We start from the raw sequence: 25483 nt of genomic DNA, 5'->3' as shown, positions 1-25483 counted from the left end.
TCATAGGCGATACATTTAGAAAATAACTTACGAGGGAGCCCTTTATGAATAGAGCAGCAATTTATCACCGGCCAGAATCCGAATATGCATATTTATATACAAAAAATGAGATGCGTGTACGATTACGTACTGCAAAAGATGACATACAGTCCATCACCATCGTTTCTGGTGACCCATACGACTGGCATGACGGCGTTTGGGAAAAATCTGCTGATACTATTATGACAAAAGCACTAACAACTGATACACATCAATATTGGGAATCATCATTAACTGCCACTCATGACCGACTTAATTATGGGTTTGTGATTACCGATCAACAAGGGCATCAAATATTTTATGGTGATCAAGGTTTTGAAAATGTCTACTCTCCTAATCAAAAGAATGCTGGTTTAATGGGCGCTAATAATTATTTTAAAATGCCTTTTTTTCAAGAAATTGATCGTTTTAAAGCACCCAACTGGGTTAAAAAAACAATTTGGTATCAAATTTTTCCCGAAAGATTTGCGAACGGCGAAACTAACAATGATAATATCAACACATTACCCTGGCAATCAAGTGATCATCCTGCCGCTGACAGCTTTTATGGCGGCGATTTACGTGGTATCATCAACCATCTTGATCACCTTATTAATCTTGGTATTACCGGTTTATATTTAACACCCATTTTTAAAGCCCCAAGCAATCACAAATATGATACCCAAGACTATTTTGAAATTGATCCACATTTTGGTACAAAATCAGATTTCAAAGAATTGGTTAATAAAGCTCATACAGCTGGCATACGCATTATGCTGGATGCCGTATTTAATCACATTGGTGATCAAAGTAAACAATGGCAAGATGTCCTACAAAAGGGGCGTCAATCCAAATACGCTAATTGGTTCCATATCCATGATTTTCCGGCACGATACACGCCAACAGATAATTTTGAATATACTGCAAATGCCACCTATGATACATTTGCTTTTACCCCACACATGCCTAAATTGAATACTGCCAATCCTGAAGTACAAGATTACCTCCTATCAATCGCAACATATTGGATTAAAGAATTTGATATTGATGCTTGGCGTTTAGATGTTGCCAATGAAGTAGATCATCACTTTTGGAAGCGATTTCATACTGAAACAACAACATTAAAACCCGAATTTTATATTCTGGGTGAAATTTGGACTAGTGCACAATCTTGGCTGCAAGGTGACGAATTTTCTGGCGTCATGAATTATGCATTCACTGGTTCAATTATTGATTACTTTGCAAAGCGTACCATTTCACCTTCTGAAATGATTAATAATTTAAATACACAACTTATGTTAAATCGTGATCAAACCAATCAAGTCATGTTTAATTTACTTGACTCTCATGACGCACCGCGTATTCTTTCTGTGGCCCACGAAAACAAAGATATTGTTAAACAAATGTACACTTTCATGTTCTTACAACAAGGCACACCAAATATTTACTATGGCAGTGAATATAGTATGCTTGGTCAACAAGATCCTGATAATCGTAAGCCTATGACGTGGGACTTGGCAACGCAAGACACACAAATGTATCACTTTTTAAAACAATTGATTAAATTACGTCATAATTATCAACCTGTTTTATCGGAAGGTTCCTTGTCTTGGAAAATCAAAGATGATCAACATATAGTGAGCTTTGCGCGCAAATTAGGAGAAGTGAGCCTGATAGCTGTCTTTAATAACGACGAAAAAGACTACCCAATCACTAATACAGATATTCAAAACGTGATTTTACAACAAAACTTTGCCCACAACATAATCAAACCTAGTGGTTTGATTGTTTATGTTGTCAACAAATAAGGATGTGTCATTTATGACAACAAAATGGTGGCAATCAGCTATCGGCTATCAAATTTATCCGCGTTCTTTTCAAGATTCTAATGCTGATGGTATTGGTGATATTCCAGGTATTACGAGTCGTTTGCCTTTTCTAAAATGGCTTGGCGTTGATTTTATTTGGTTAAATCCGATTTATCAATCCCCTAATATCGACAATGGTTACGACATTTCCGACTTTCAACGCATTGCACCTGAGTATGGCACGCTACAAGATTTACGTACCCTCATTAAAAGCGCTCATCAGTATCATATTCGGATTATTATGGATTTAGTTGTCAACCATACCTCCGACCAGCATGATTGGTTTAAGCAAGCACGAACTAGTCGTGACAATCCTTATCATGATTTTTATATTTGGCAAAAAAATGTCAACAACAAAACCCCAAACGATTGGACTAATTTTACTGATGATAGTGTGTGGACGTACAATGAGCTCACAAATGAATGGTATTTCCACTTATTTGCTACTGAACAACCCGATTTGAACTGGGAAAACAAAAAAGTACGCGTGGCAATTATTAAAATGATCAATTGGTGGGCAGATCAAAATATTGATGGTTTTCGCCTCGATGCACTTAGTCACCTCAAAAAAGCTTCTTTTGACACACCACAATCAAAAAATGATCATAAATTTGATATTTTTGTTAATAATCGCGGCATTGAAAAATTCTTATCATTATTACATCAAACTTTTCAATCACGTCATCTTATGACAGTAGGTGAAGCCGGTGGCGTTCATACTGACACAGCAAAAAAATGGACTGGTCCAGATGGTTTTATCGATATGATATTCGAACTAGAACATCAAGTACGTCAAACACAAATACCACCTCGAGCTGATCTAGGTCAGCTATTAAGAATATTAACCTATTGGGAAACTTTTCTCAATGACCAAGGTTGGTTAGGGTTATATTTAGAAAATCATGATCAACCGCGCTCAATGACCGTTTATGCGGATAATAATGTAGACGCTGCTAAGGCTTTAGCCACTCTCCTACTGACATTACGTGGGACCCCATTCATTTATCAAGGACAAGAGTTAGGCATGACTAACATTATTTTTACCAGCTCTGAACAAATTGATGATCTTTCAACTTTAAAAAATTATGAGCAATTAATTGCTCATGGTCGATCACCTGATGCCGCGTTAACAGAAACAACTAGTTGGTCTCGTGATAACGCTCGAACACCTATTCAATGGTCAAATTTTGGTTTCTCAGATAATGCAGTAGACATGACAAAATCTTGGTTAATTACTAATCCTAATACGACAGTATTAAATTATCACAACGCTATACTAGATCCCGAATCGCTTCTCCACTGCTATCGTGAACTTATTGCCATACGTCAAGCAGATACAGTACTACAAACTGGTACTTTCAAAGTTTTGTCGACAAGACAAGATAACATGCTAGTTTTTACACGATATACGTCAACTGAGCAACGTTTAATTATTGTTAGTTTATCACAGTATAACCAAAATATTTCCCTCCCTGATTTTATGTCATCACAAAAATGGAAAATTATCTTTTCAACACAATCATCAATCCCCAAAATTTCAAAAACTATCACTCTGAAGCCCTATCAGGCTGTCATTTTGAAAAAATAATGGTATAATTAATATCTTAAAGGAGTTATACTATGGGACGCTATCAAATCGATTTTAAACAAAAGCAGGCAAATGCCAATTACAAGTCAGGTCAACAAACGCAGTTAACTAAGGCTGAGCAAGTTGCTGCTTTAAAAGCAAAGTTTACACAAACAAAAAACAAGTAGGAAGCATAAACATTGGCTTTCTACTTGTTTTTTAATTTAATGTCAAACGCATATTACGACTTAAATAATTTAAATCGATCTGCATCAGCCAAAAATGTTTTATCATCTGCTGACGATTCAATTGACCCAAAAGGCATTTGTGCTCGTAAACGCCATGATGTCGGTACATTAAAATTTTCAGCAACCAATTCATCAATAAGTGGATTATAATGCTGTAATGAAGCGCCTAAACCAGCTTCTGTTAACGCTAGCCATGTTGCATACTCAGCAATACCATGACCTTGCTCTGACCAGTCGTAAAAATTTTCAGCATACAACGGAATATTTTCTTCAAAAGACTTCACAACTGACGTATCTGTAAAAAACAAAATTGTCCCATAGCCAGCTTTAAATGCACTATTAATTTTAGCCAATGTATTATTGTATGCCGCTTCATCAGGCACTTCTGTTTTTAAACGGTCAGCCGTCAAATGCCATAATTTTTCATGAAAATCGCCAGTTAACGTCATCACTCGTACAGTCTGATTATTAAATGCCGTTGGGGCATTTGTAACAGCTGATTTTACGATATCATAGATTTCTTCTGGGGTTTGAGATACTTTTTTACCCAAAACATAAGTTGTTCGACGTTGCTTTTGCAAATCTGTAAATGTCATAATTTTTTTTGTATACTACCAAAGCATTGAACTAATCTGACAATTGCTTAGTAGCACACAGTTTCTCCTTAAGTATGTTTATATCTTCATGTTAGTTCATACACTTATCATACCAACTTACTTTTAATAAGTAAATAGTCTTGTTATTTTATTTTATAACTAATTGATAGGCCCAACGAATATGACTATCATTTCCCTCATCAATATGCACAACACCTCGTTTACTAAAACCAGTGTCTCGTATCACAGATTGCATTAGCACATTTTCAGGATGCGTGTCAATTCTAAAATCAACCACATGGCGTTCAAAAAAATGCGTTAAAATAGCTGTCATGAAGCGTTGTGTTAGTTTTTGTCCCCGATAAAGGTGTGACAATGCAAAACGATGAATGGCAACATAGTCAGTTGACTGGTTTAACCAATCACCCGATTCAATTTTTGTATAAATTGGCTCTTCACCTGCTACTATTGCAGCGTATCCAGCTACTTGACTGTCGACAATGAGCACATAGCCACGTTTTTGATTTAAATCATTTAAAATGGTCTCGTGATTTGGATAACCAAATTGCCATTGATTAAGTCCTTGTTGTTTAAGATAAATTTTCGCATGATCAATGATAGCAGCAATATTTGCTAAATCATCATGCCGTGCTTGACGCATATATACTACTGGCATAATCCTATTTGATTGCGTCAAAACGCAATCACTCCCTTACAAAGATAGTTTATTTTATCACGATTACCATAAAATTTAAAACAAAAAATTAAGTGTCCCACTCGGTTTAACCAACCCAAAGACCAACTTTTTTAACACTATAAAAAAATAAGCTTGATGCACGATATACATCAAGCTTATTTTTACTTTGCACGTTTACCCCAATACTGGAAATAATCAACACGCATGGCACCATTGTATAATTTACGTCGCTTTGTGGCTTTTTCACCATAAGAGGTTTCAAATTCCAAATCGCTTGTCAAAATATATTTACTCCAACTAGGCAGTTGACGATAAACATTCCCCATTTCAACGTATAGTTCTTGAGCTGCTTCCAGCTCACCTAATCTTTCACCATATGGTGGGTTAGAAACTAACACACCATTGACTTTTTCAGTTTGCCAATCTTTAGCTGCTAAATGTGTGAACACAATATCTTTACTCAGACCCGCATGTTTTGCATTTTCAATCGCAATTTCAATCATAGTTTCATCGTTATCAAACGCTTCAATATCAAGTTCACGATCATAGTCTGCTTGCGCCTCAGCTTCATCACGCACTGTTTCAGATAACGACTTATCAAACCAATCCATTTGTTCAACGTCAAAATCACGGATTAATCCGGGTGCAATATTACGACCAATTAAAGCTGCTTCAATAGCTATTGTACCAGAACCAGTAGTCGGGTCAACAAATGGTCTATCTGGATGCCAATTTGTTAACAGAACTAATGCTGCAGCAAAGTTTTCCTTCAATGGTGCCCCGCCTTTATTGACCCGGTAACCACGCTTAAATAATGACGGACCTGTTGTGTCAAGAGTGATAATGACATGATCTTTTTCAAGCATCACTTCCAATTGTGCAAAATAACCATTTTCTGGCAAACGCGTGTGAATATGGTACGCGTCCTGCAAGCGACTGACAATTGCTTTTTTTGTAATTGCTTGTACATCAGGTACACTAAATAGTTCTGATTTTTTTGATCGCCCAGCAACTGGAAATTCTGAATCATAATTCAAATATTCTTCCCAAGGTAAGGCTTTAACGCCTTCAAAAAGATCATCAAATGTTGTTGCTTCAAATTCGCCAACAATAATTTTAATACGATCTGCAGTACGCAACCAAACATTCGTGTTCAAAATATCTCGCGCTGTGCCGTCAAATCGCACACGATAATTTTCAACTTGATGCTCATAATTTAATCGTTCAAGTTCTTTGCCTACAAGGGCTTCAAGCCCTGCTGCAGCTGTTGCCATTAAATGATATGTTTTTTCCATTAGTTTTCCTTTATAATAGATTGAGCAATAAATTGCGCAATTAATCTGTATTCTGATAGGGTGATTATATGAAATTAATAGACTTCCAAAATTTAACACAGTACATGTCACCAAAAAGCTTGTTGTACTGGCAAGAAGGAGATAACATTATGGCTATTTCACAATTACGTTTTGTGCCTAATTCTCCCAACATAAAGGTCGTTATTGGTAAGAAACCAATGACAGTCTCTCAATTGACCGCACGTTTACATGACATGAGCGATGATACGCAACTACTGTCCGCCAGGCAACAGCCAATCTTTGGATTTCATCTGTCTTTAGACGATATAGCACCACATATTATCTTAAAATAAATTATCATAAGTGTACGTCACACCACGTCTTTTTTGCTTCGCGATCTGAGCCTGCGCTGGTGTTTTAATGCTATCCCGTTGCCAATTGACCAATATTGTTTCAATATATCTCAGGCTACGTGCATTATTTGCAACTGCCTCTTGTATGGCCAGTAGCATCAAATCAGGTTCAAAATGATCTTGGTCAAACCAATGGGCAATTGTTTGCATTTCCATTGGTGTTAACGGCCTGCCAAACTCTGACTCTATTGTTTGAAAAATTTCTTTTCGTGCTGATTTGCCATCGGAAGCAATGGGGTCTGCAGTAACTTGTTTTCCCTGTAATAATTTTTCAATCATTGGTGTAAAATTATAGGTTTCAACTTGTTTTGTCGCAGCTGAAATGACCATTAATTCTCGCGTAATCAAACTTTTGAGTCGTGTCACAACAACACTTTCAGTTAAATGTAACACACGAGCTAAGGTTTTTGGGCTTGCGGCATCTCCTTGATTTTGAATACGTGTCACCTGTAAATACAAGGCCAAGTCATCATTATCCATGTCAATTTCTTGATAATGTAATAACAAGTCATTACTAATGCTTGACTGACCAGCTTGAATATATTGTTGTAAACGTTTATCTAACGCCATATTCCTACCGCTTTCATTCCGTTCATACTTCGTTTTAAAAACGTCCAAGTTAATCTTGGACGTTTTTATCTACTTTTAGTTTAACATGTTTTTTAATACACGTTTTGATTTTAAATTAAGGCCGTAAACGATTTGTCATACGAGGGAACGGAATTGCTTCACGAATATGCTCTTCACCAGTTACAAACGTTACCATTCGCTCAAGCCCAAGGCCGAATCCAGCATGCGGTACGGAACCATATTTCCGTAAGTCTAAGTACCACTCATATTCCGCCAAACTTAACCCTTCCTCTTCAATACGTTGTTTGAGGTAATCATAGTCCGTATCACGTTCTGAACCACCAATAATTTCACCATAACCCTCTGGCGCTAACAAATCGGCTGATACAACAACATCTTCACGTGTCGCATGGCGTTTCATATAAAAAGCTTTAATAGCTTTAGGAAAATTCAAAATAAATACTGGTTTAGCAAAATGATTGGCTAAGAATGTTTCTTCAGGTGAACCAAAATCAACACCCCATTCAACATCAAAACCATTATTTTGTAGTAACTTGATTGCATCATCATAGCTCACGCGTGGATAAGGCAATTCTGTATACGAGCGAAGTAAGTCTTTATCACGCTCTAAAATATCTAGTTCTTGATCGTTTTTTTCCAAAACTTTTGTAATTAAAAATGAAATATAACGCTCTTGAATGACTAAGCTTTCTTCTTGATGCATGAAAGCCATTTCTGGTTCAATCATCCAAAACTCTGTTAAATGACGACGTGTTTTAGATTTTTCAGCACGAAATGTTGGGCCAAAGGTAAAGACCTTCCCAAATGCCATCGCGCCAGCCTCAGCATATAATTGTCCAGTTTGAGATAAGAATGCGGGTTCACCAAAATAATCGGTTTCAAATAAATCAGTGGTTCCCTCAGGTGCTGACCCTGTCAATAACGGCGAATCTAATTTTGTAAAGCCCTCATTGTTGAAGAACTCATAGGTTGCTGCAATAAGTGTGTTACGAATTTTCAAGGTTGCAAACGGCTTTAAATGACGTAAATATAGATGACGCTCATCAAACAAAAATTCCGTGCCGTGCTCTTTTGGTGTGATTGGATAATCATGACTTTCACCGATAATTTCAATGTTTGAAACAGCCATTTCATAACCAAATGAGGACCGTGTATCTTCATGAATTTCACCAGTAACATATAAACTTGTTTCTTGTTTCAAGCCCTTCGCAAGTTCAAAAAGTGATTCTGCGACGTCTGCTTTTACAACAACAGCTTGAAAAAAAGCTGTCCCATCACGCAGTTGCAAAAAAGCGAGTTTACCTGACCCACGCTTTTGACGTAACCAAGCGCCAATCTTAACTGTTTGACCAACATAATTCTTAGCATCAACTATTTGTATTGTGGGAATTTCTTGTACCATGAATATGTATATAACATGATGACATTTAGCAAAATAATGACAGATTCTGATATGACCATTTCAGTCACACAGCACCAAAGTTATTTAACAGTTATGCACATGTTTCTCCTATTTTTAATTAAATATATTGTTGAAAAAACACTGTCAGTCGTCGTACCGCTTCATTTAGTACGACTTGATCTTTGGCATACCCCATACGTAAGTAACCTGGCATACCAAAGCCTTCGCCGGACGGCATGGCAACGTGCGCTTCTTCTAAGATTTTCATTGATAAGTCACTTGTGTCAGCCACGCCTGTCGCTAACAGCATTGCATCTGACACTTTAGGAAACAAATAAAATGCCCCCTGTGGCTTACTTACCACCTGTAAACCAGGCACAGTATTTAACAAATCAAACGTTGTATTCAATCTTTTTTCAAACGCCAAACGCATCGTTTCGACACTACTTTGATCACCACTGAGTGCAGCAATTGCCGCATACTGTGCGACTGCCGTTGGATTTGAAGTCATATGATCAAGCAACTTATTCATCACAGCAATAATTTCAGAAGAAGCTAAAGTCCACCCAATACGCCACCCTGTCATCGCATAAGCTTTTGAAACACCATCAACAATAATCATACGACTATTTTCAAGTGGTTGAATTTGCAACCCAGAGGTAAAAGTCGTGCCATTGTAAACAAGTTGCCCATATATTTCGTCTAAAATAATATACGTGTCATGTTGCTTAGCCCAATCGGTTATTGCTATTAGCTCGTCACGTGTATAAACTTGCCCAGTCGGATTGGTTGGTGAATTGACAATAATCAGTTTGACCTGCTCTGCGACTTTTTCTAAATCAGCGACGGTTAATTTTAATGCCTCATTTTTTGGTTGAATCGTTTTTACTATGCCACCCGCAAGTTTAATTTGTTCAATATAACTGACCCATAGTGGTGCCGCTGCAACAACAATATCATTCGGATTTAAAAGCGTTTGCATTAAAACATACAGCGATAATTTAGCCCCTGTGGTCACCGTGACGTTGTTTAGCGCAATATCAGCATGATAGCGTTGTGCAACTTGGTTGACGATGGCCTGCTTTAATTCTTTTACACCACTGGTTGGTGTGTAAAAGCTTGTTTTATTTAATTTAATAGCTGAAATTGCTGCTTCGGCAATGTGTTTTGGCGTCTGGAAATCAGACTCACCAACGCCCAAGTTAATGACATCAATCCCATCAGCTTGCATGTCCTTAGCCAAACCACTCATTGCCAATGTCGCTGCAGGTTGGACCTGCGCCGCTTTTTTTGAAATCATTTTTTCTCCTTAACATATTTGCTTAAAGGCCATTAATAACACGATAGGACTTGCCAGTTTTAAAATCAAGTGTGATGTAATTTAAGGCGTTATCTTGCCCCTTATAACTCACTTCCCAAACTAATGTGTTCTGATAATCACTAATATTAGCTGAATAAATTTTTTTAGGTTTATAATTTGTTAAAATTAATTGGCGCAATTGCTTATCAGTTAAACCATCTGTACGACTGTACGTTTTTGCGCGACTCATTTTACTGTCAACAATAGCAACTTTTTCTTTGCCAGAGGCTGTTGTTCCTGTGATCGCGTAAATTGTGTGCTGCCGATGATCAACATCTATTTGTTCCACCGTAGCAATATCTGTTTTTTCTTTCACAAAGCGTTGTAAACGTGCCTCATCATGTCTCATAGGCGTTAACGACACATAAAAATAGCCTAGTACTAAGACAAAAAACAGAATACCAACACCAGCGATAATGAACCACACACGTGCCCAATGAACATACCTTTGTTTTTGACGATGTCTGATTCGAACATCGTCTTTAAATTGCATCATCCTATCAATTTCCCCCATCGTATACTCAATATTATATCAAACATCTTTTAAAATTTGGCCATACTGACGTATTAAATTATTTTTGACATCAAAATTGGGTACGATTTTGATTTGCATTTTAAAACGATTACGCTGCATGGCATTTAATTGTGTGATCAGTAAAGGTGCATCATGTCTTTGCATTTGTGTTAACACCAATGCTAAACGAGATACCGGTTGCCACACTAAGCGTTCTGGCACAATCACAACAGCTGGCAATTCCTGATCGCGCAACCACATCGTACTAAATATTTTAGATGAAACAATGACAATATTAGCCTGATTTAGGTGACTTTGTCGCTGTATCTTTTCCAAAGAACCTGTCACGCTTTCTCCAACAATACTATATTGAGTGGTGACAGTTCGTTTTATTTTTTGATACCAATGATTCACACGTGCAATATCGGGCAAAATAATAAGTATTTCCCCAACATTTTGTTGTGTGATAGCTTGTAAATGTACGATCGGCGAAGTTTTTTGCATTTGTACAACACGCACAGGTGCTGCATTATTATGAATAAAATCACGTTCAACCGTGACCTGATTTGGTGCATCACGCAAGAACTCACTCACATTATTATCTAAATATTCACTGACAATTAATAATTTATGAATATGCGCAACAAATCTCTCTTGATAAACACGGCTATCTAACATATCAAAAGATACAATTACTTGTTGCTGCTCATTAATATTTTGTGTTTCAACGCTGCTGATGACATCAACCTGCTGTTGTAGCCGTCTTATTTTAACCAACTGATTGGGCACTAGTGCCCAATCAGTTGGTATTTGTGTCCCACCAATTTTAATAATAGCCATTAAACGGGCAATGATTGTCAATAAGCGTTCAATACGTTTTAGGTTCGGCACCGTATTTTCTGGATGATTAATTTGCTTAATGAGCTTTAAAGCCTCACTTGTGTTCTGCCTAAGAAATACACGTTGTTTATGTGACAACCCGAGAATTTCTTGATGAATTAAATTTTTTAATGTATTTTGAAGTTGCGTTAAATTTAAATCAACATGAAAATAGTTTTGCAAATTTGTCACAAATTGACTCGGTGTTTCCATCACAACAATTGGCCACTTTTCAATTTCTCGCGTCATTCGTAAGTGTTGTTCTTGATTAAAATACGATTCAAAATTCATAATAACAACATCAGCCGTATCCGCATTGGCTTGCGCTTTTTTAAAATACTGACTGTCGGTGTCCCCTTGAATATCTGGTAGAATATCAATGTTCTGGGCACCAACTTTTATTTCACGTAATAAACCAGTTGTTGTTTGCGTTAACCAAACGAGTATACGCGCTTTAAAAAACTGTATTTGACTGGCATCTGTTGTCGTACTTAAAATATCTGCAAAACGATCAAGTGCAATATATTCAGCTGGATCATACAAAATAGCAGTATTTAGCTTAATATCTAATAGCTTGGTTAGTTTTTGAACCAATAGTAATTGCTGAGTTTGAAGACTACTATCGTTGGTCAACAAAACAATTGGTCTTGATTTTGCATCTAACAACAATGGCACAAGATATCCCAATGTTTTACCAATTTTTGGCGCTGTTAATATCGTTAAAATACCATCAGATCTTTTTGCTACGAATTCATTGACACGATTCATTAAACTATTTTGTGCATCATTTTGGGTTAACCACTGACCAAATAATTGCTTTTTTTCTTGTGCCGAAGTTGGATAATCAGGTAATTTTTGATTACTTGATTGTACCGCCTGCACTGGCTGTTTAACTGCAATGTTTCCAGAGAGTTTAACATCTTCCCGTTGTCCACTTGTTTTGACCAATTTCAGAAAGGCTTGTGTTTGTCTCAAAAGCGGCCACTGACCATTCTGAAGTTGCTTCAAAACAACAGCAGGTAACTGTTCAGCCCGTTGCCATAATTTCAAAAACAATAGCGCTGTCGCATGCGCATCAGCATTTGCACGATGCGCATTATTCAGCGTAATATCGAGATAAGTTGTCAAATCTAACAAACGATACCCGGGCGCTGTTGGCAACAAAATCTGCGCAAGCTGCACAGTATCAATTGCCGACGAGCCAAGTTCAGGAAACCCAGTTCGGCTAAATTCATCATTTAAATAGGGATAATCAAAATTAACGTTATGTGCGATGATAATTGCATCTTGTAAGAGTGTTTGCAACATGGGGGCTAATTCTTCAAAATACGGTGCATTCTTAACATCTTTTTGGGCAATATGTGTCAATTGCTGAATGTTACGGTCAATTAATTGACCAGGATTTACAAAGGATTCAAAATGATCGACTATTTTCCGGTGCTTAATAAAAGTCATGCCAATTTGTATAATTCGGCCACCTTTAGTGACACTCTGCCCCGTCGTTTCCAAATCAACAACTACAAAGGTTTCGTTGGCGTTCATAACAAACACCTTTCTGTGATTTATTTGTCGAATTACGTTGTTAACTTTGTTTTAAATATTAAATTTACGACAAACTTAACAACGTAATTCTCTTATTATTTTACACTATTTAACGCGATGCGGTACAATAGTATAGGATATTTGGAGAAAAAACATGATTAATCAAATGATCGGCGTTGGGATTGCCCACGCTAAAATAATTTTAGTTGGCGAACATGCTGTCGTGTATGGCCAACCAGCTATTGCTATTCCACTAACAAACCTGACTGTTACCACAACAATTCGGCCAGCTTTTCGTGCACAAACCATTGAAAGTAGCACGTTTCATGGCGATTTAGACGAGCTGGGTGCTAATGTTGAAGGCTTGCGTCAATTAATTTTACGCTTGCTTACTAAATTCAAACTCACCAATGTACCATTTACACTTTCAATTGACACGAATATTCCGCAAGAGCGTGGATTTGGCGCCTCCGCCGCTTTTGCCACTTCAATTACAAAAGCTTTTTTTGACTTTGTTGATGCACCATTAACTACCGCAGAATTAAAATATTTCACTGATATTGAGGAAACTATTTCTCATGGTTCCGCATCCGGATTAGATGCCGCGACTGTTGGCTCAAATGATCCCATTTGGTTTATAAAGCATCAACAACTAACGGCTTTTACCATGTCACTTACAGGCACTTTAGTCGTTGCTGACACTGGCATTCATGGTCAAACAATGCATGCTGTCAATATTGTTAAAAGTCAACTTGACACAGACTATGAACTAACCTGGCAAAAAATTGTTCATCTGGGTCAAATAACAAATAAAGTACGTGCTGATTTGACTCATAATAACTCAGAACATGCTGGCTTATTATTCACGGCTGCTCATCATGAACTACAATCACTAGGCATATCTCATCCAAAGCTAGATAACCTTGTTAATGCTGCCATTCACGCTGGTGCATTAGGCGCTAAATTAACCGGTGCTGGCATAGGTGGTGCGATGTTTGCTTTAGCTAGAAACAATGACGACGCCATTACAATCGCTAATGCGTTAACTAAGGCCGGCGCACAAAACACTTGGATTCAACCATTATAAAACCGCGTTGTAAAAAATGAGAAAACGTCCCAGTATTTCTGACATTTTCTCATAAAAACGCGGTTTTTTTTAGCCTTTCAAATCGCACTACTTTTTACCACCCTTATCGCCATTAGCACCCTCTTCCACGCCTGGATTCCACCAGTTAACATGTGCGTTAGTATTGCGTACATTCAAATTAAACTCACTGACATATGTCGCAGGTGCTTGTTCCCAGGTATATGTTTTTTGTAATTTTGCATGTGTAATAATACGGTATTGTGTTGATGGAAACAAACAACTGATAATCGTTAATTCAGCATTTTTTGTCGGATTTAAAACAGATACTTGCGCTGCTAAGACTGTTGTTTGTCCCGAAATAACATATTGATAAATACCTTTTTGATTAGCTAGCAAGACATTTTGGCCCTTTAACCATGTCGATCCCTTTAACTGACCTTGAACCAAATAAGGCGCATTATGATTGGTGGATTCTTGTAAAGCACTGAATCCAGTATGACCGTCATTAAAATTATGTGCCGCTAATCCATAATTTCCCTGCCCCATGATTGGTTTGTGTTGTCCTGTAGGATCAACTTCTGAGCGATTAGCATAATTAGCGCCTGCGTTTAAACCGCTATCAGAATAAGCGTCATTGTAAATTGGCAATAAAATATTTTGACTTGGAATAGAAACAAAGCCTTGCTTTTCTAACCCTTTTGTTGCATTACGCATGACCATTTTAGATATCATAGACCGTTGTGTGTGATCTTTTAAACTTTTTTGATTCACTCGTGTTCGTTCATGCTTTTGAAGATATTTTCGTGTCGTATCATTAATATCAAACAGATTGTTTTGATAGACGTACACTGTCCCTATTGCCAACACTGTCATCATGCACGAAACAATTATGCCATTATAAAATGAAAAATTACGTCGGTTTCGTCTGTAATTCAGCATTAATTGCCCAATACTAAAGATAATAAATGTCGCAAAAAAAACGGTGCCAAATAAGAAAATTTGGTGAACGTTTTGCGAAGGCATAGCTGCTGCTTTAAATAATACTGTTGAAATCACAATGTACCCTTGTCTTTTTAATCATGCGCTGTATCATCAAAAATAACTTGATAACCTCTACGAATCAACAGTTACGGTATCAAGTTGTAATGACTATCTATTTTTTCATACTGTCACAAAACACGATAGGCTTTTTTACTATTATTTTCCCAAAATATTTTTAATCTGTGCCAGTTCATCGTCACTAAACGACATATTGTCACTGAATGATAAGTTGTCCAATAAATGATCCATCTTACTTGCACCAATGACAACACTTGGCACACGATCATCTTTCAACAACCAAGCAAGTGCCATCTGTGATAATTTTTGACCACGCGACACTGCAATGCCATTTAGTGCATTCAGTTTAGCGATTAGTGCATCTTTTCCAGATTCAAATAAGAATTCATTTGTACGATGAATTGGATAATCATCTGGTATATCTGTCAAATAACGATCTGTCAATAATCCTTCTGCGAGTGGGCCATAGGCAATTAATCCAGCGTGATTTTTGTTTAATATTTCAAGCAGCCCATCTTTTTCAGCCGTACGATTTAACATATTATACGATACTTGATTACCTATAAATGGTGTGCCCAATACATTAAATATTTTAGCGATGGCCTCGGTTTGCGCTGCAGTATAATTTGAAATACCAATATACAAAGCTTTACCTTGTTTAACTAGCAAATCCAAAGCGCGCGCAGTTTCTTCTAATCGTGTATTTGGATCCCAGCGGTGTGCATAAAAAATGTCAACATAGTCAAGCCCCATGCGCTGCAAGCTTAGATCTAATGCCGCTGTCAACGTTTTCTTACCTGAAAATTCGCCCATTGGTCCCGGCCACATATGATACCCAGCTTTTGTCGTTATAACTAATTCATCACGATAGGGCTTTAAGTCACTTCGGAAAACTTGACCAAATGTTTCTTCAGCCGTACCGTTACTTGGCCCATAATTAGAAGCATTATCAAAACTAAAAATACCACTGTCAAAGGCTTTCAAGATAACTTTTTTTGAATTTTCCAGTGGCATCTGATCGCCTAAATTACGCCACAAACCAAAAGATAAAGCTGGTAAAATCAGCCCAGAATCACTTACCCGACGATAAGGTAACTTGTCATAGCGTTGTTCGTCTGCTGCATAAACCATAGTTAAATTCCTCTCAAAATATACTCAGCAATTTGCTGATGTTCACTAATTAATGGATGTACTCTCAGATTTGATACTGGCCAATCATCTGTGATCATAATTTTGAAATTATCAAACCGTTTGATTTCAGTTTGATAAACATCTTTAAATGCACCATTAAAAGGTACCATCAAAATTATTTTAGCAGCATGAAAGCGTTTTATCAATTCTAATAAATAAATTCGCAAACCAAATGCAAAAGCTTCAGGTGTTGCATGATAATTAAAATCATTTGTACCGTAATTTACAATGACGAGATCAGTTAGAACGCGTTGTCTTTCGATTGCTGACGCCACTTGCCACAAGGCAGTAATCGCTGACGGTTCTTGAAATGGCGCGCTTGCCGTTAATCCAGTTCCCCCATATGCAATACGATTCAGCGGTTTATCAAGTGCTTCGGCAACTAATAATGGGTAACTCAACTCCGGATGATTGCCATCTTGTGCCATTGCCTCTCCAGCCGTAATAGAATCACCAATAAAGGTGATATACGGTACATCATGCGGCACTTGATCTACAACACCACTATCAATCAACATTGTTGACAAACTGACCGTTTGCCGCCATAACGCCATACTATCAGTACCAACTGAACGCAACATAATTCGTACATGAGCAAACTTAGTCGGTATAGATAACATCAATTTTTGTTCTAAAACTGCCACTGTTTGCCAGTTTTCTTGATTAACTTTGACAGCAAAAGATAATGCCTGATCATCTGTTATAAAATTCAACTGTATTTTTGTAACATCAGTCGTTTTAAATTCAATACATGCGCCAAATTGCGTTGCCACAAATGTTTCGCCAGAAATCCCCCACTCTGGTGAAAGCAAAGGCTTGATATTAACCGTTTTCATAGTAGCACATCCACATTATCTGAACTCTTCATAATATCTTCTATACTTTCAAATTCATTAACTCGCCGAATCGTTTCCGCAAACGGCGCTGCTACAGATATTTGTATCAATTTACTAAATTGTTTTGCTGCTGGTACTTCAATTGTATTTGTTATAAGCACATGTTGAATGTCTGATTTCACAAGCTTCTCAACCGCTTGATCTGAAAAAACAGCATGCGGGGCAACCGCATAAATCTGTGTGACACCAGCAGCAGTTAAAGCCTCACTGGCAACCACCATACTTGTGCCAGTATCAATAATATCGTCCAACAAAATTGCACGTTTTCCAGTCACATTACCCGTGACAGCATAAGATTCATTTGGTGATAAATTATCAATTCGTCGGTCGACAACTGCCCACTCCGCATGAAGTAACTCGGCAAACTTACGCGCTCGGCCAACACTCGAATGATCGGGTGCAACTACAACCAAATCATCACCCAATAAATTATTTTTATAAAAATAGTGTCCCAAAGCCGGCATGGAAATCAAATGATCAACAGGTATATCAAAGAAACCTTGCACTTGATCAGCATGGAGATCCATTGTTATCACACGCTTTACACCTTGAGACTCTAACATATTAGCAATGAGACGTGCTGAAATAGGTTCACGAGAACGTGCCTTGCGATCAGCGCGTGCATAGCCAAAATAAGGTAACACAACATTAATCGTGTTCGCTGAAGCGCGTCTTGCAGCATCAATAAAAATCATCAATTTCATAAAATTATCATTCACTGGATCTGAAATACCTTGAATGACGTACAAGTCACGTCCGCGCACAGTCTGTTCAATACGTTCGTATATTTCATTATCAGCAAACTGTCGTGTATCTATTGCAGAGAGTTTAGTCCCTAAAATTTCAGCAATTTCAATGCCTAATTTTGGATTGCTGCCAAGACTAAATAGTTGATATTCAGGGGTCGTCATGAGTTGTACTCCATTTTGTTTTCTAACTTTATTATAACAGGACAGGTTTTAATTTGGCATAAAATCATACGGTGTAATCCCATTCAATCCGATTAACGGCGCAATTATGTCCGAATTAGTCATTTCAAAGGTTAATGTTCTTTTTGAAACTGATTGTTCTACTTTTTTGTCATCACTACTTTTGCGTAAGTTAACACTGTCATCTGCAAGTCTATTTTTTAGAAAAGTTGCTCGAAATGGCACGGCCGTTTGTGCAGCGCGATTGAATGCCTCATATTCACCAACCAAAATTAATGCTTCTTTAGCACGGGTAATACCTGTGTAGAGTAAATTACGATTAAGCATGAGACCAAATCGTGTGGTCAAGGCAACAATAACGAGTTTAAACTCATTACCTTGTGCCTTGTGCACGGTAGTTGCATAAGCGAGTGCTAACTGATTAAGATTTTTTTTAGGATAGGACAACTCTTTACCATCAAAATCAACAACGATGCGGTCCTCATGATCATCATTACTTTTATCATTTTTATATTGCACCGCAATAATTTTGCCCATATCGCCATTATAGACATCACGCTCACTATCATTTTCTAATTGTAATATTTTATCGCCTTTACGGAAGACTGTTGTGCCAAACTGTAATGATTTTTGTGCTGGTTTGATTGGATTAAATAGCGCTTGAGCCATTGCATTCAAAGCATTAACACCTGCGGTTGTTTTATAAATTGGCGTCAGAATTTGTAAATCATCTTGCGTGTAACCCTTTTTTATAGCTGCTTGTAACACTTGTTTGATGGCCAAATCGGTTTGATCATGCGACACCATAAATGTTGACCTATCACGTTGATTTTGCCTAAAATCTGCCGGTAATTGACCATTTTTGATGTGTTGCGCCAAAGTCGTAATGCTACTTCCTCTGCCTTGACGATAAATTGTATCAAGCTCAACGTGCGCAATTTTTTCGCTACCAACTAAATCAGCCAACACATTACCAGGACCAACTGAAGGCAATTGATCTGAATCACCCACAATTATTAATTTCATACCATTTGGCACGGCAGCGAGCAGTTTAGCTGTCAATTCAATATCAAGCATCGATGCTTCATCAATAATTAACAGACCACCAGAAATCGGATTATCTGATGTGAATTCCGGCTCACCCAAATCAGCGATACCAAGTAAACGATGGATTGTGGTTGCGTCATATCCTGTTACTTCAGTCATACGTTTAGCCGCCCGACCAGTAGGCGAAGCCATTTTAACTGAATACATTTTCAAAAAATCTTGTGCATTATCTGAATATTTGGCCTGTGCTTGCAGCACCTTTTTCCAGGTTGCGACAATTGATTGCACGATTGTTGTTTTACCTGTTCCAGGGCCACCAGTCAGTAAAAACACCTGCGCTTTCAAGCCTGCCTTAACTGCCGCAATCTGCGTACTATCTAGTACTAATTGCCCAGGTGTCATAAATGCCACATCGATATCCTCACTTGACATATCAAAGGGTTGATTAGCATGTAATAAACGTTTCAAGTCATCTGCTACCTGTGTTTCTGCTTCATATAAAGTTGCAGCATATAATTTATCACCATCAGCCACTAAAACATGTGTCGTCAAAAGCTTAGTAATTGCTTGATCTAGATCCTGACGTACTGCCTCATCATGTAATAATTGTATACTTGATTGTAGTAGCTGTTGGCGGGTCAAATAGGTGTGCCCATATTGAAAACTAATAGTCATGATTGTCGCATAAACAGCCGCCTGTAAGCGCCTGTCATCCTCACGATCAATCCCCACTTTTTGTCCGATAAGATCTGCTGTTTTAAATGCTATACCTTCAAATTCGAACACCAAACGATAGGGATCTTGTGTTAAAATATCCTGTGCTTCACTGCCGTATTGATCATACAATTTGCCAGCGATGTCCGCACCAATACCAAATCGATTGCCTACTTGAAACAAACGTTCTAGTCCTAAGTTTAGTTGTAAACTGTGGACTAGCTTTTTAGATGTTGCCTCCTTGATGATCCCATCTAGCACATGCACATCATCTAAAATTAAATTAACCGCGTTTAATCCCAAATGATCAACAATCTTTTCAGCTGTTTTTTGTCCAATACCTGAAAATTGACCACTCACAAAATATTTTATGAGCCCCGCTTCATCCGGTGGTAACTCATTTTCATAACGTACAACTTTAAGTTGTTGCCCATATTTAGGATGGCGTACAACAGTACCATAAAAAGCGTACATACTGCCTTCCTGCACATCAGCAAATGTTCCGGTTGCAATAATTTCAGGTTCTTGCCAGTTTTCAAGCGTAGAATCTTCAATCTGAATTGATAAAATTTTAAAATAGGAATCACTTGATGCAAATATAACATTTTGCAACGTGCCAGTAATTTTTTCTAATTGTGTTTCTTCTTGATAGGCCATTTAACATTGTGTCCAGTAGTTTTATTTCAGCAGTATATGACACACACTTTAAATCGTGGTTGATGCACTCTGCTTTTTATTCAAGTAAGTTGTGTTATTCCAGTCATCGACAGTAAATTTTTGTCCATCTGACGTCGCCAGCACCGTAGTTGATGTATTACTTAATCCCCCACGGTCACGAATACTCATCCGTGGTTGTTCAAGCAAGCCATTAATACCAAAAGACAATGCCATTCCATGTGACACAATCAATATATTATCGTTTGGATATTGTCGGGCTATATTTTTAATGAAGCGAACAAAACGTGTTTCAGCCTTCGTATACCCTTCGCCTTCAAACTCTTTGCCTTCAAACTTGTCTAAATCTTCACGATAATTGTGAAAAGCTGCTGTATAATTTATTTTAACATTTGCTACAAGCTCACCTTCCCACTTACCAAGCCCAACTTCAGCAATATTTGAGCGTAATGACAACCGGCCGCGATACTTCAAGTAGCGAACAATATTGACGGCAGTGATGCGTGCGCGCTTTAATGGCGACGCATATACGCGTGCAAAATCCACCTCATTTAAAAAGTCCCCCACTTTTTTCATATCATCGTAACTGGATGGTAATAAATTTGAATCACCATGCCCACCTTGAAAACGACGTTCAAGGTTCCATTCAGTTTGTCCATGACGGACGAAATAAAATTTAGTCATATTAAATCTTTTCCAGCACACCACGTGCTACAAGTTCAGTCATGAAAAAATGATACAGTGTCACCATTTCCTCGGCATGACTATTTTTAAAAATGTTAACACGAACAACATCACCAGCAGACACTGTACTTAGTTTAAATCCTGTGAGTTCTTGATTAACTGACATCTTTAATTGAATTGCATTTGCTAATGATTTTTCTGGTTCTAACGCACGATGTAAAACATATACGCCAGCATTATTGGTAATAAAACCAAGATCGCCCAGTGTATATTTTTTAATGTCATTACTTAATTGGTAAGTTGCGTCATCTGGAATCGTTACTATTTTATTGAAAGCCATCTTATTATTATGTGCGCGTTGTTGTCTTTTAATATGACAAATTTTATATGATTGTGAATCATTCAACGTTTCTAAACACATTTCCTCCTAAAACATACTAACTATAATTATAACAAAAAAGCGCCTCTAATCGTGGCGCTTCTCAATTTTATTATTTTAAAGATTTTTATTTGTCATCACTCTGTCATGTATGATTAAAATTTTTGATCAAATTGTGACCCTTTTGGATGATTAGGAACTTTTATCGTGCCATCAATAATGGCTTTTTGTGCTTTTTCAACTGCAGTTGTTTCTGCTGGTGTTAATTCTGAATCTGTTAAGTAAACACCGTTTTCTTTCAAACCATAGGCAATTGTCTTACCACCTGGAAAGGTTTTATTTTTATTATAAGTATCGGCAATATTTTTAACCCCATCCCCAACTGACGTTATTGAAGAAGCTAATGTTGATGTCTCTTTTTTGCCATCTTTGGACGTATATGCCCCATCTGATTTCTGATCCCGATCGACACCTATAATGTATAAGCGATCTTTGGAATCAGCGCTCAATTTAGAATTTTCAGCCTTTGCTTCCGAAAATGCACCATTGCCAACAAATCCCGCTGCAGCAAAGATAGTCTTTATGCCTGAAGCATACATGGTTGCTGCAATTGTTTTCCCTTTTGCAGCATCTGTAAACGAATTGGCGTATTGCTTTTCAACTGTTAGCGCTGGCGCCGTTGCTTTAACCCCTGCCTCAAAACCAGCATCAAAGGCATCAATAATATTGCCATGAATACCGCCAATGAAGCCGATTTTTTTCTCGTTATTTGTCTGTGACTTTGTGGCGGCTGCAACCCCTGCCAAATATGATGACTGTTCTGAACGAAACATGACTGAAGCGACGTTTGGCCGGTTTGTGACAATGTCATCGACCAAAACAAATTTTTGCTTAGGATTTAGTTTAGCTGATTTTGTAATTGGTTGATTCAACGAATAGCCAATACCATAAACAATGGTATGTTGTTTATTTTTTGTGGCCAAATTAAAGTTTTGATCTAACTCCGAATGATCCGTTGCAGTGAAGTAAGTGACTGGTTTGTTTTGTCCTGCTTGCAGTTTATTTGCTTTAGCATAATGTTTAGCCCCTTCCCACGCAGACTGGTTAAACGAGTGGTCGTCGACACCACCAACATCTAGCACTAACCCTAATTTTGCGCTTGTGCTCGTATCAGTTTTTGCAACTGATTGACGCGTAATTGTTGTATAAATGCCAATGCCAACAACCACTACAGCAGCTACGCTAATGATGATTTTAGTTGATTTATTCATGATGATGATTCTCCCTTTGTGAGATAATATGTCAATATAAATCTCGTCATTTTAAATACCGTTGTCTTACAATTTCGTGCGTCCAAAATATTATTATACGACATCTATCAAAGAGAACAAGGACTCCTAATGTCCTTGACAAACAAAAAAGCCGATAGGCTTTTCAAGTTACTTTATTTTAATACATATCATCCAATAAATCGTCGCCAGTTTGTTTGACCACAAAACGAAGTCCTTTTGGGAAAAAATTTTTAATTTGTCCATCAACGTAACGGCCCCAACCGGCCCCATTACCGTTAGCAACCATCAATACCCAACCTTTTTTTAGTGACAGACTAGGATCTGGCCGAACAACATCACCGTGTACAAATTTAACCCAATCATTCGTATTCATATCATAACTTTGTAAAAATTCATCCGGATGCATCGCCAATGCTAATGCGTGTGCCGGTTCAAAACGATTTTTTTTAAAAGTTCCCATTTCAATACCAAGACGTAAAATTTTCATCCCATCAATATCTGGTGTTGCGTCAGGTGCTAAATATAATCGTTCCCCAAACAAGGTAAATTGTCGTTTATCCAACTGGAAATTAGCAAATGTTTCACTGATAAATAAAGCCATTAATTTTTGCTGTTCACGACTCAGCACCGTTGATTTGAGTGGTTTAACCAGATGATCACTCAAAGGCACAGCTGATGATTTCTCAAGTTTAGCAACAAAATGTCCCTCACCGGTCAAACGTTGGGGCCACAAACGTGCTGTTTTTTTAAGTTCATCCCAATCAGCGGTTGTGCTCTGCGCGGTTCGACCATCTGTAAACTGCTTATCTGCCCATGAAGGTTGACCATCACTAATATGTGTATGTTGTGGTTTATCAATTGTTTTTAAAGTAAACTCAGGATATTCAGCCATCAACCAAGCAATCATTTGTTCATCTTCTTCCGGCGCAAATGTGCATGTCGAATAGATAAGTTGACCACCAGGACGTAACATTTTTACTGCTTCATGCAAAATCTCACGTTGTAGTTCAGCTAACTCTTGTGGAAAATCTTTATGCCATTGCTTGATAGCAGTGCTATTTTTTCGGAACATCCCTTCCCCAGAACAAGGGGCATCGAGTAAAATTTTATCAAAATATTGTGGTAGCTTAGCACTAAGTTCCGCTGGTGTATGTGAACTCACAATACTATTTTGCAAACCCATACGTTCCACATTTTCACTTAATATCTTCGCACGATTCATAAAAATTTCATTTGACCATAACAGACCTTTTTGTTGCATAAAGGCTGCCAAATGAGTCGTCTTGCCACCAGGTGCCGCGGCTAAATCTAAAATACGTTCGCCAGGCTCTGGGTGAACCACCTCACCAACAAACTGGGCTGATGGTTCTTGGGAGTAGACTACTCCCGTTACATGCGCCATAGCGTGCCCTGAGACCGCACCAAAATGACCCCATTGCCCGTAAGGCACCTGTCCCTCATTTGGTATATCAACTAGGTTCATATTAGCTTTTAATGGATTAATACGATAAGCTTTTTGTACTGACCCTTCAAATTCTTTAAAAAATTCAGTTGATTCGTTACCCAGTAAACGGGTATATTTGCTTATAAAATCTTCTGGTAAAATTGCCATTAGAAGCCATCAACCTCATCCTTCGTCGGAATTGAAGGAATGGCACCAGCACGTGTCACAGCAATTGCACTCGCAATACTAGCACGCGCTACAGCTGAATCTAAATTATTAAAATTGCGATCAACAACACTTGCCAATGTCCCAATAAAAGTATCCCCAGCCCCTGTTGTATCGACTGCGTCAACTTTAGTGGGCTTTACCCACCAACGCTTATCACCGTCCGCCACAAAAGAACCCGCAGCACCCAATGTAATAATACCTCGTGCGACACCTTTTGCTAGAATGGCATTACTCACACGATTCAAAACTGCTTCATCATTTTCAACAGCTATGCCCGACAATAATTGTGCCTCAGTTTCATTTGGTAAAATAATATCTGTCACGTGCATTAATTCTGGTGTTAACTCATAAACTGCTGGTGCGGGATTCAAAATAGTTTGCACATTGTTAGCCTTGGCAATTTTAAAAGCTGCAATAATAACTTCTAAGGGTACTTCAAACTGTGCAATTAGTGTATCCGCTTGTGCAATAACATTTGTATCTAAGTCAGCAATCGTTAGTGCCTGGTTAGCACCACCATGAATCAAAATTGTATTCGCCCCATTTTCTTGCAACATAATATAGGCGGAACCAGTTGGTACGTCACTATTTGTTGTCACAGCATCAACATTAACACCATTTGTCAGCAAGGTAGCACGCATAAATTGACCGTTGCTGTCATTCCCAACAGCACCAATAAATGATACATTAGCCCCTTGACGTGCGGCTGCTACCGCCTGATTAGCCCCTTTTCCGCCTGGTGCAGTTGTCACATCTGTTAGCGCCATAGTTTCACCAACAAGTGGCATACGTGGCATTTTCATAATATTATCGGCATTTAAGCTTCCGAGTACAACAATATTTTTAGTCATAATTTAGAACGTCAAGT

Annotated in this window: 23 protein-coding genes; 5 read left to right on the top strand and 18 right to left on the bottom strand. The window is 37.9% G+C overall.

The window, feature by feature from the left end; translation table 11 throughout:
- Positions 1 to 44 precede the first annotated feature (44 nt).
- The 3 genes from AB3K24_RS04330 to AB3K24_RS04320 are packed head-to-tail and all read left to right on the top strand — an operon-like array spanning position 45 to position 3641.
- Positions 45 to 1826, top strand: coding sequence for a glycoside hydrolase family 13 protein (locus AB3K24_RS04330; RefSeq protein ID WP_367973971.1), 1782 nt, complete (start codon positions 45 to 47; stop codon positions 1824 to 1826).
- Positions 1827 to 1839: 13 nt separating this feature from the next.
- Positions 1840 to 3474 carry a glycoside hydrolase family 13 protein gene (locus AB3K24_RS04325; protein WP_367973970.1) on the top strand — a complete coding sequence of 545 codons (1635 nt, stop codon included), beginning with the start codon at positions 1840 to 1842 and terminating at the stop codon, positions 3472 to 3474.
- A 32-nt stretch (positions 3475 to 3506) separates the two neighbouring features.
- Entirely contained in the window at positions 3507 to 3641 is a 135-nt protein-coding gene (locus AB3K24_RS04320; protein ID WP_010017395.1) for a hypothetical protein, read from the top strand.
- A gap of 53 nt (positions 3642 to 3694) precedes the next feature.
- Here AB3K24_RS04320 and AB3K24_RS04315 read toward each other — a convergent pair whose 3' ends face one another.
- The 3 genes from AB3K24_RS04315 to AB3K24_RS04305 all read right to left on the bottom strand — a co-directional run bounded on the left by AB3K24_RS04315 (position 3695) and on the right by AB3K24_RS04305 (position 6289).
- On the bottom strand, positions 3695 to 4297 hold the full coding sequence (locus tag AB3K24_RS04315) for a nitroreductase family protein (RefSeq protein WP_367973969.1): 603 nt from the start codon (positions 4295 to 4297) through the stop codon (positions 3695 to 3697).
- Between the two features lie 148 nt (positions 4298 to 4445).
- Entirely contained in the window at positions 4446 to 4958 is a 513-nt protein-coding gene (locus AB3K24_RS04310; protein WP_367975571.1) for a GNAT family N-acetyltransferase, read from the bottom strand.
- 197 nt (positions 4959 to 5155) lie between these two features.
- Positions 5156 to 6289 carry a THUMP domain-containing class I SAM-dependent RNA methyltransferase gene (locus AB3K24_RS04305; RefSeq protein WP_367973968.1) on the bottom strand — a complete coding sequence of 378 codons (1134 nt, stop codon included), beginning with the start codon at positions 6287 to 6289 and terminating at the stop codon, positions 5156 to 5158.
- 68 nt (positions 6290 to 6357) lie between these two features.
- Between AB3K24_RS04305 and AB3K24_RS04300 the strand changes: the two genes are divergently transcribed.
- Positions 6358 to 6642 carry a hypothetical protein gene (locus AB3K24_RS04300; protein ID WP_367973967.1) on the top strand — a complete coding sequence of 95 codons (285 nt, stop codon included), beginning with the start codon at positions 6358 to 6360 and terminating at the stop codon, positions 6640 to 6642.
- Here AB3K24_RS04300 and AB3K24_RS04295 read toward each other — a convergent pair.
- From AB3K24_RS04295 to AB3K24_RS04275, 5 genes are all read right to left on the bottom strand, one after another.
- Positions 6634 to 7272 (bottom strand): DnaD domain-containing protein, encoded by a 639-nt coding sequence (locus tag AB3K24_RS04295; RefSeq protein ID WP_367973966.1) that lies wholly within the window; start codon positions 7270 to 7272, stop codon positions 6634 to 6636. The two genes, AB3K24_RS04300 and AB3K24_RS04295, sit on opposite strands and share 9 nt — an antisense overlap.
- Before the next feature lie 115 nt (positions 7273 to 7387).
- Positions 7388 to 8695 (bottom strand): asparagine--tRNA ligase, encoded by a 1308-nt coding sequence (asnS, locus tag AB3K24_RS04290; RefSeq protein WP_367973965.1) that lies wholly within the window; start codon positions 8693 to 8695, stop codon positions 7388 to 7390.
- Between the two features lie 118 nt (positions 8696 to 8813).
- Positions 8814 to 9995: a pyridoxal phosphate-dependent aminotransferase gene (locus AB3K24_RS04285; RefSeq protein ID WP_367973964.1), complete on the bottom strand. Its 1182-nt coding sequence runs from the start codon at positions 9993 to 9995 to the stop codon at positions 8814 to 8816.
- A gap of 22 nt (positions 9996 to 10017) precedes the next feature.
- Complete coding sequence (locus AB3K24_RS04280) at positions 10018 to 10551, bottom strand: cell wall elongation regulator TseB-like domain-containing protein (RefSeq protein WP_367973963.1); 534 nt, start codon at positions 10549 to 10551, stop codon at positions 10018 to 10020.
- A 36-nt stretch (positions 10552 to 10587) separates the two neighbouring features.
- Positions 10588 to 12990, bottom strand: coding sequence for an exonuclease domain-containing protein (locus AB3K24_RS04275; RefSeq protein ID WP_367973962.1), 2403 nt, complete (start codon positions 12988 to 12990; stop codon positions 10588 to 10590).
- A 154-nt stretch (positions 12991 to 13144) separates the two neighbouring features.
- On the opposite strand from AB3K24_RS04275, the gene mvk reads away from it, so the two are divergent.
- Complete coding sequence (mvk, locus tag AB3K24_RS04270; protein WP_367973961.1) at positions 13145 to 14077, top strand: mevalonate kinase; 933 nt, start codon at positions 13145 to 13147, stop codon at positions 14075 to 14077.
- 87 nt (positions 14078 to 14164) lie between these two features.
- On the opposite strand, the gene AB3K24_RS04265 is transcribed toward mvk, so the two are convergent.
- From AB3K24_RS04265 to rbsK, 10 genes are all read right to left on the bottom strand, one after another.
- Positions 14165 to 15133 (bottom strand): class A sortase, encoded by a 969-nt coding sequence (locus AB3K24_RS04265; RefSeq protein ID WP_367973960.1) that lies wholly within the window; start codon positions 15131 to 15133, stop codon positions 14165 to 14167.
- Positions 15134 to 15274: 141 nt separating this feature from the next.
- Positions 15275 to 16267: an aldo/keto reductase gene (locus tag AB3K24_RS04260; RefSeq protein ID WP_367973959.1), complete on the bottom strand. Its 993-nt coding sequence runs from the start codon at positions 16265 to 16267 to the stop codon at positions 15275 to 15277.
- A 2-nt stretch (positions 16268 to 16269) separates the two neighbouring features.
- Positions 16270 to 17163, bottom strand: coding sequence for an SGNH/GDSL hydrolase family protein (locus tag AB3K24_RS04255; protein WP_367973958.1), 894 nt, complete (start codon positions 17161 to 17163; stop codon positions 16270 to 16272).
- Positions 17160 to 18134 (bottom strand): ribose-phosphate diphosphokinase, encoded by a 975-nt coding sequence (locus tag AB3K24_RS04250; protein WP_367973957.1) that lies wholly within the window; start codon positions 18132 to 18134, stop codon positions 17160 to 17162. Before AB3K24_RS04250 ends, AB3K24_RS04255 begins: the two co-directional genes overlap by 4 nt.
- Positions 18135 to 18182: 48 nt before the next feature.
- Entirely contained in the window at positions 18183 to 20570 is a 2388-nt protein-coding gene (gene recD2, locus AB3K24_RS04245) for an SF1B family DNA helicase RecD2 (protein ID WP_367973956.1), read from the bottom strand.
- Between the two features lie 48 nt (positions 20571 to 20618).
- Positions 20619 to 21272: a histidine phosphatase family protein gene (locus AB3K24_RS04240; protein ID WP_367973955.1), complete on the bottom strand. Its 654-nt coding sequence runs from the start codon at positions 21270 to 21272 to the stop codon at positions 20619 to 20621.
- Position 21273: 1 nt separating this feature from the next.
- Entirely contained in the window at positions 21274 to 21612 is a 339-nt protein-coding gene (locus AB3K24_RS04235; RefSeq protein ID WP_367975569.1) for a cysteine desulfurase, read from the bottom strand.
- A 194-nt stretch (positions 21613 to 21806) separates the two neighbouring features.
- Positions 21807 to 22922: a BMP family lipoprotein gene (locus AB3K24_RS04230; protein ID WP_367973954.1), complete on the bottom strand. Its 1116-nt coding sequence runs from the start codon at positions 22920 to 22922 to the stop codon at positions 21807 to 21809.
- A 178-nt stretch (positions 22923 to 23100) separates the two neighbouring features.
- On the bottom strand, positions 23101 to 24555 hold the full coding sequence (locus AB3K24_RS04225; protein WP_367973953.1) for an RsmB/NOP family class I SAM-dependent RNA methyltransferase: 1455 nt from the start codon (positions 24553 to 24555) through the stop codon (positions 23101 to 23103).
- The gene (gene rbsK / locus AB3K24_RS04220; protein ID WP_367973952.1) at positions 24555 to 25466 is read right to left on the bottom strand and encodes a ribokinase; all 912 of its coding nucleotides are present in this window, start codon (positions 25464 to 25466) and stop codon (positions 24555 to 24557) included. The genes AB3K24_RS04225 and rbsK overlap by 1 nt, the downstream gene beginning before the upstream one ends.
- Positions 25467 to 25483 lie beyond the last annotated feature (17 nt).

It is taken from the genome of Leuconostoc aquikimchii, assembly GCF_040838325.1.
GTDB classification, from domain to species: Bacteria; Bacillota; Bacilli; order Lactobacillales; family Lactobacillaceae; genus Leuconostoc; species Leuconostoc aquikimchii.
The sequence above is the reverse complement of the archived record's forward strand: the minus strand, read 5'-3'. Positions and strand labels throughout refer to the sequence as shown.

What these genes read in the sequence shown, in the direction of transcription:
- AB3K24_RS04225 (WP_367973953.1), bottom strand. Translation starts at nt 24,555, where the DNA reads ATGGCAATTTTACCAGAAGATTTTATAAGCAAATATACCCGTTTACTG.
- AB3K24_RS04305 (WP_367973968.1), bottom strand. Translation starts at nt 6,289, where the DNA reads ATGGAAAAAACATATCATTTAATGGCAACAGCTGCAGCAGGGCTTGAA.
- mvk (WP_367973961.1), top strand. Translation starts at nt 13,145, where the DNA reads ATGATTAATCAAATGATCGGCGTTGGGATTGCCCACGCTAAAATAATT.
- AB3K24_RS04300 (WP_367973967.1), top strand. Translation starts at nt 6,358, where the DNA reads ATGAAATTAATAGACTTCCAAAATTTAACACAGTACATGTCACCAAAA.
- AB3K24_RS04315 (WP_367973969.1), bottom strand. Translation starts at nt 4,297, where the DNA reads ATGACATTTACAGATTTGCAAAAGCAACGTCGAACAACTTATGTTTTG.
- AB3K24_RS04255 (WP_367973958.1), bottom strand. Translation starts at nt 17,163, where the DNA reads ATGAAAACGGTTAATATCAAGCCTTTGCTTTCACCAGAGTGGGGGATT.
- AB3K24_RS04310 (WP_367975571.1), bottom strand. Translation starts at nt 4,958, where the DNA reads ATGCGTCAAGCACGGCATGATGATTTAGCAAATATTGCTGCTATCATT.
- AB3K24_RS04330 (WP_367973971.1), top strand. Translation starts at nt 45, where the DNA reads ATGAATAGAGCAGCAATTTATCACCGGCCAGAATCCGAATATGCATAT.
- AB3K24_RS04230 (WP_367973954.1), bottom strand. Translation starts at nt 22,922, where the DNA reads ATGAATAAATCAACTAAAATCATCATTAGCGTAGCTGCTGTAGTGGTT.
- asnS (WP_367973965.1), bottom strand. Translation starts at nt 8,695, where the DNA reads ATGGTACAAGAAATTCCCACAATACAAATAGTTGATGCTAAGAATTAT.
- AB3K24_RS04320 (WP_010017395.1), top strand. Translation starts at nt 3,507, where the DNA reads ATGGGACGCTATCAAATCGATTTTAAACAAAAGCAGGCAAATGCCAAT.
- AB3K24_RS04285 (WP_367973964.1), bottom strand. Translation starts at nt 9,995, where the DNA reads ATGATTTCAAAAAAAGCGGCGCAGGTCCAACCTGCAGCGACATTGGCA.
- AB3K24_RS04280 (WP_367973963.1), bottom strand. Translation starts at nt 10,551, where the DNA reads ATGATGCAATTTAAAGACGATGTTCGAATCAGACATCGTCAAAAACAA.
- AB3K24_RS04275 (WP_367973962.1), bottom strand. Translation starts at nt 12,990, where the DNA reads ATGAACGCCAACGAAACCTTTGTAGTTGTTGATTTGGAAACGACGGGG.
- recD2 (WP_367973956.1), bottom strand. Translation starts at nt 20,570, where the DNA reads ATGGCCTATCAAGAAGAAACACAATTAGAAAAAATTACTGGCACGTTG.
- AB3K24_RS04325 (WP_367973970.1), top strand. Translation starts at nt 1,840, where the DNA reads ATGACAACAAAATGGTGGCAATCAGCTATCGGCTATCAAATTTATCCG.
- rbsK (WP_367973952.1), bottom strand. Translation starts at nt 25,466, where the DNA reads ATGACTAAAAATATTGTTGTACTCGGAAGCTTAAATGCCGATAATATT.
- AB3K24_RS04240 (WP_367973955.1), bottom strand. Translation starts at nt 21,272, where the DNA reads ATGACTAAATTTTATTTCGTCCGTCATGGACAAACTGAATGGAACCTT.
- AB3K24_RS04260 (WP_367973959.1), bottom strand. Translation starts at nt 16,267, where the DNA reads ATGGTTTATGCAGCAGACGAACAACGCTATGACAAGTTACCTTATCGT.
- AB3K24_RS04295 (WP_367973966.1), bottom strand. Translation starts at nt 7,272, where the DNA reads ATGGCGTTAGATAAACGTTTACAACAATATATTCAAGCTGGTCAGTCA.
- AB3K24_RS04235 (WP_367975569.1), bottom strand. Translation starts at nt 21,612, where the DNA reads ATGGCTTTCAATAAAATAGTAACGATTCCAGATGACGCAACTTACCAA.
- AB3K24_RS04250 (WP_367973957.1), bottom strand. Translation starts at nt 18,134, where the DNA reads ATGACGACCCCTGAATATCAACTATTTAGTCTTGGCAGCAATCCAAAA.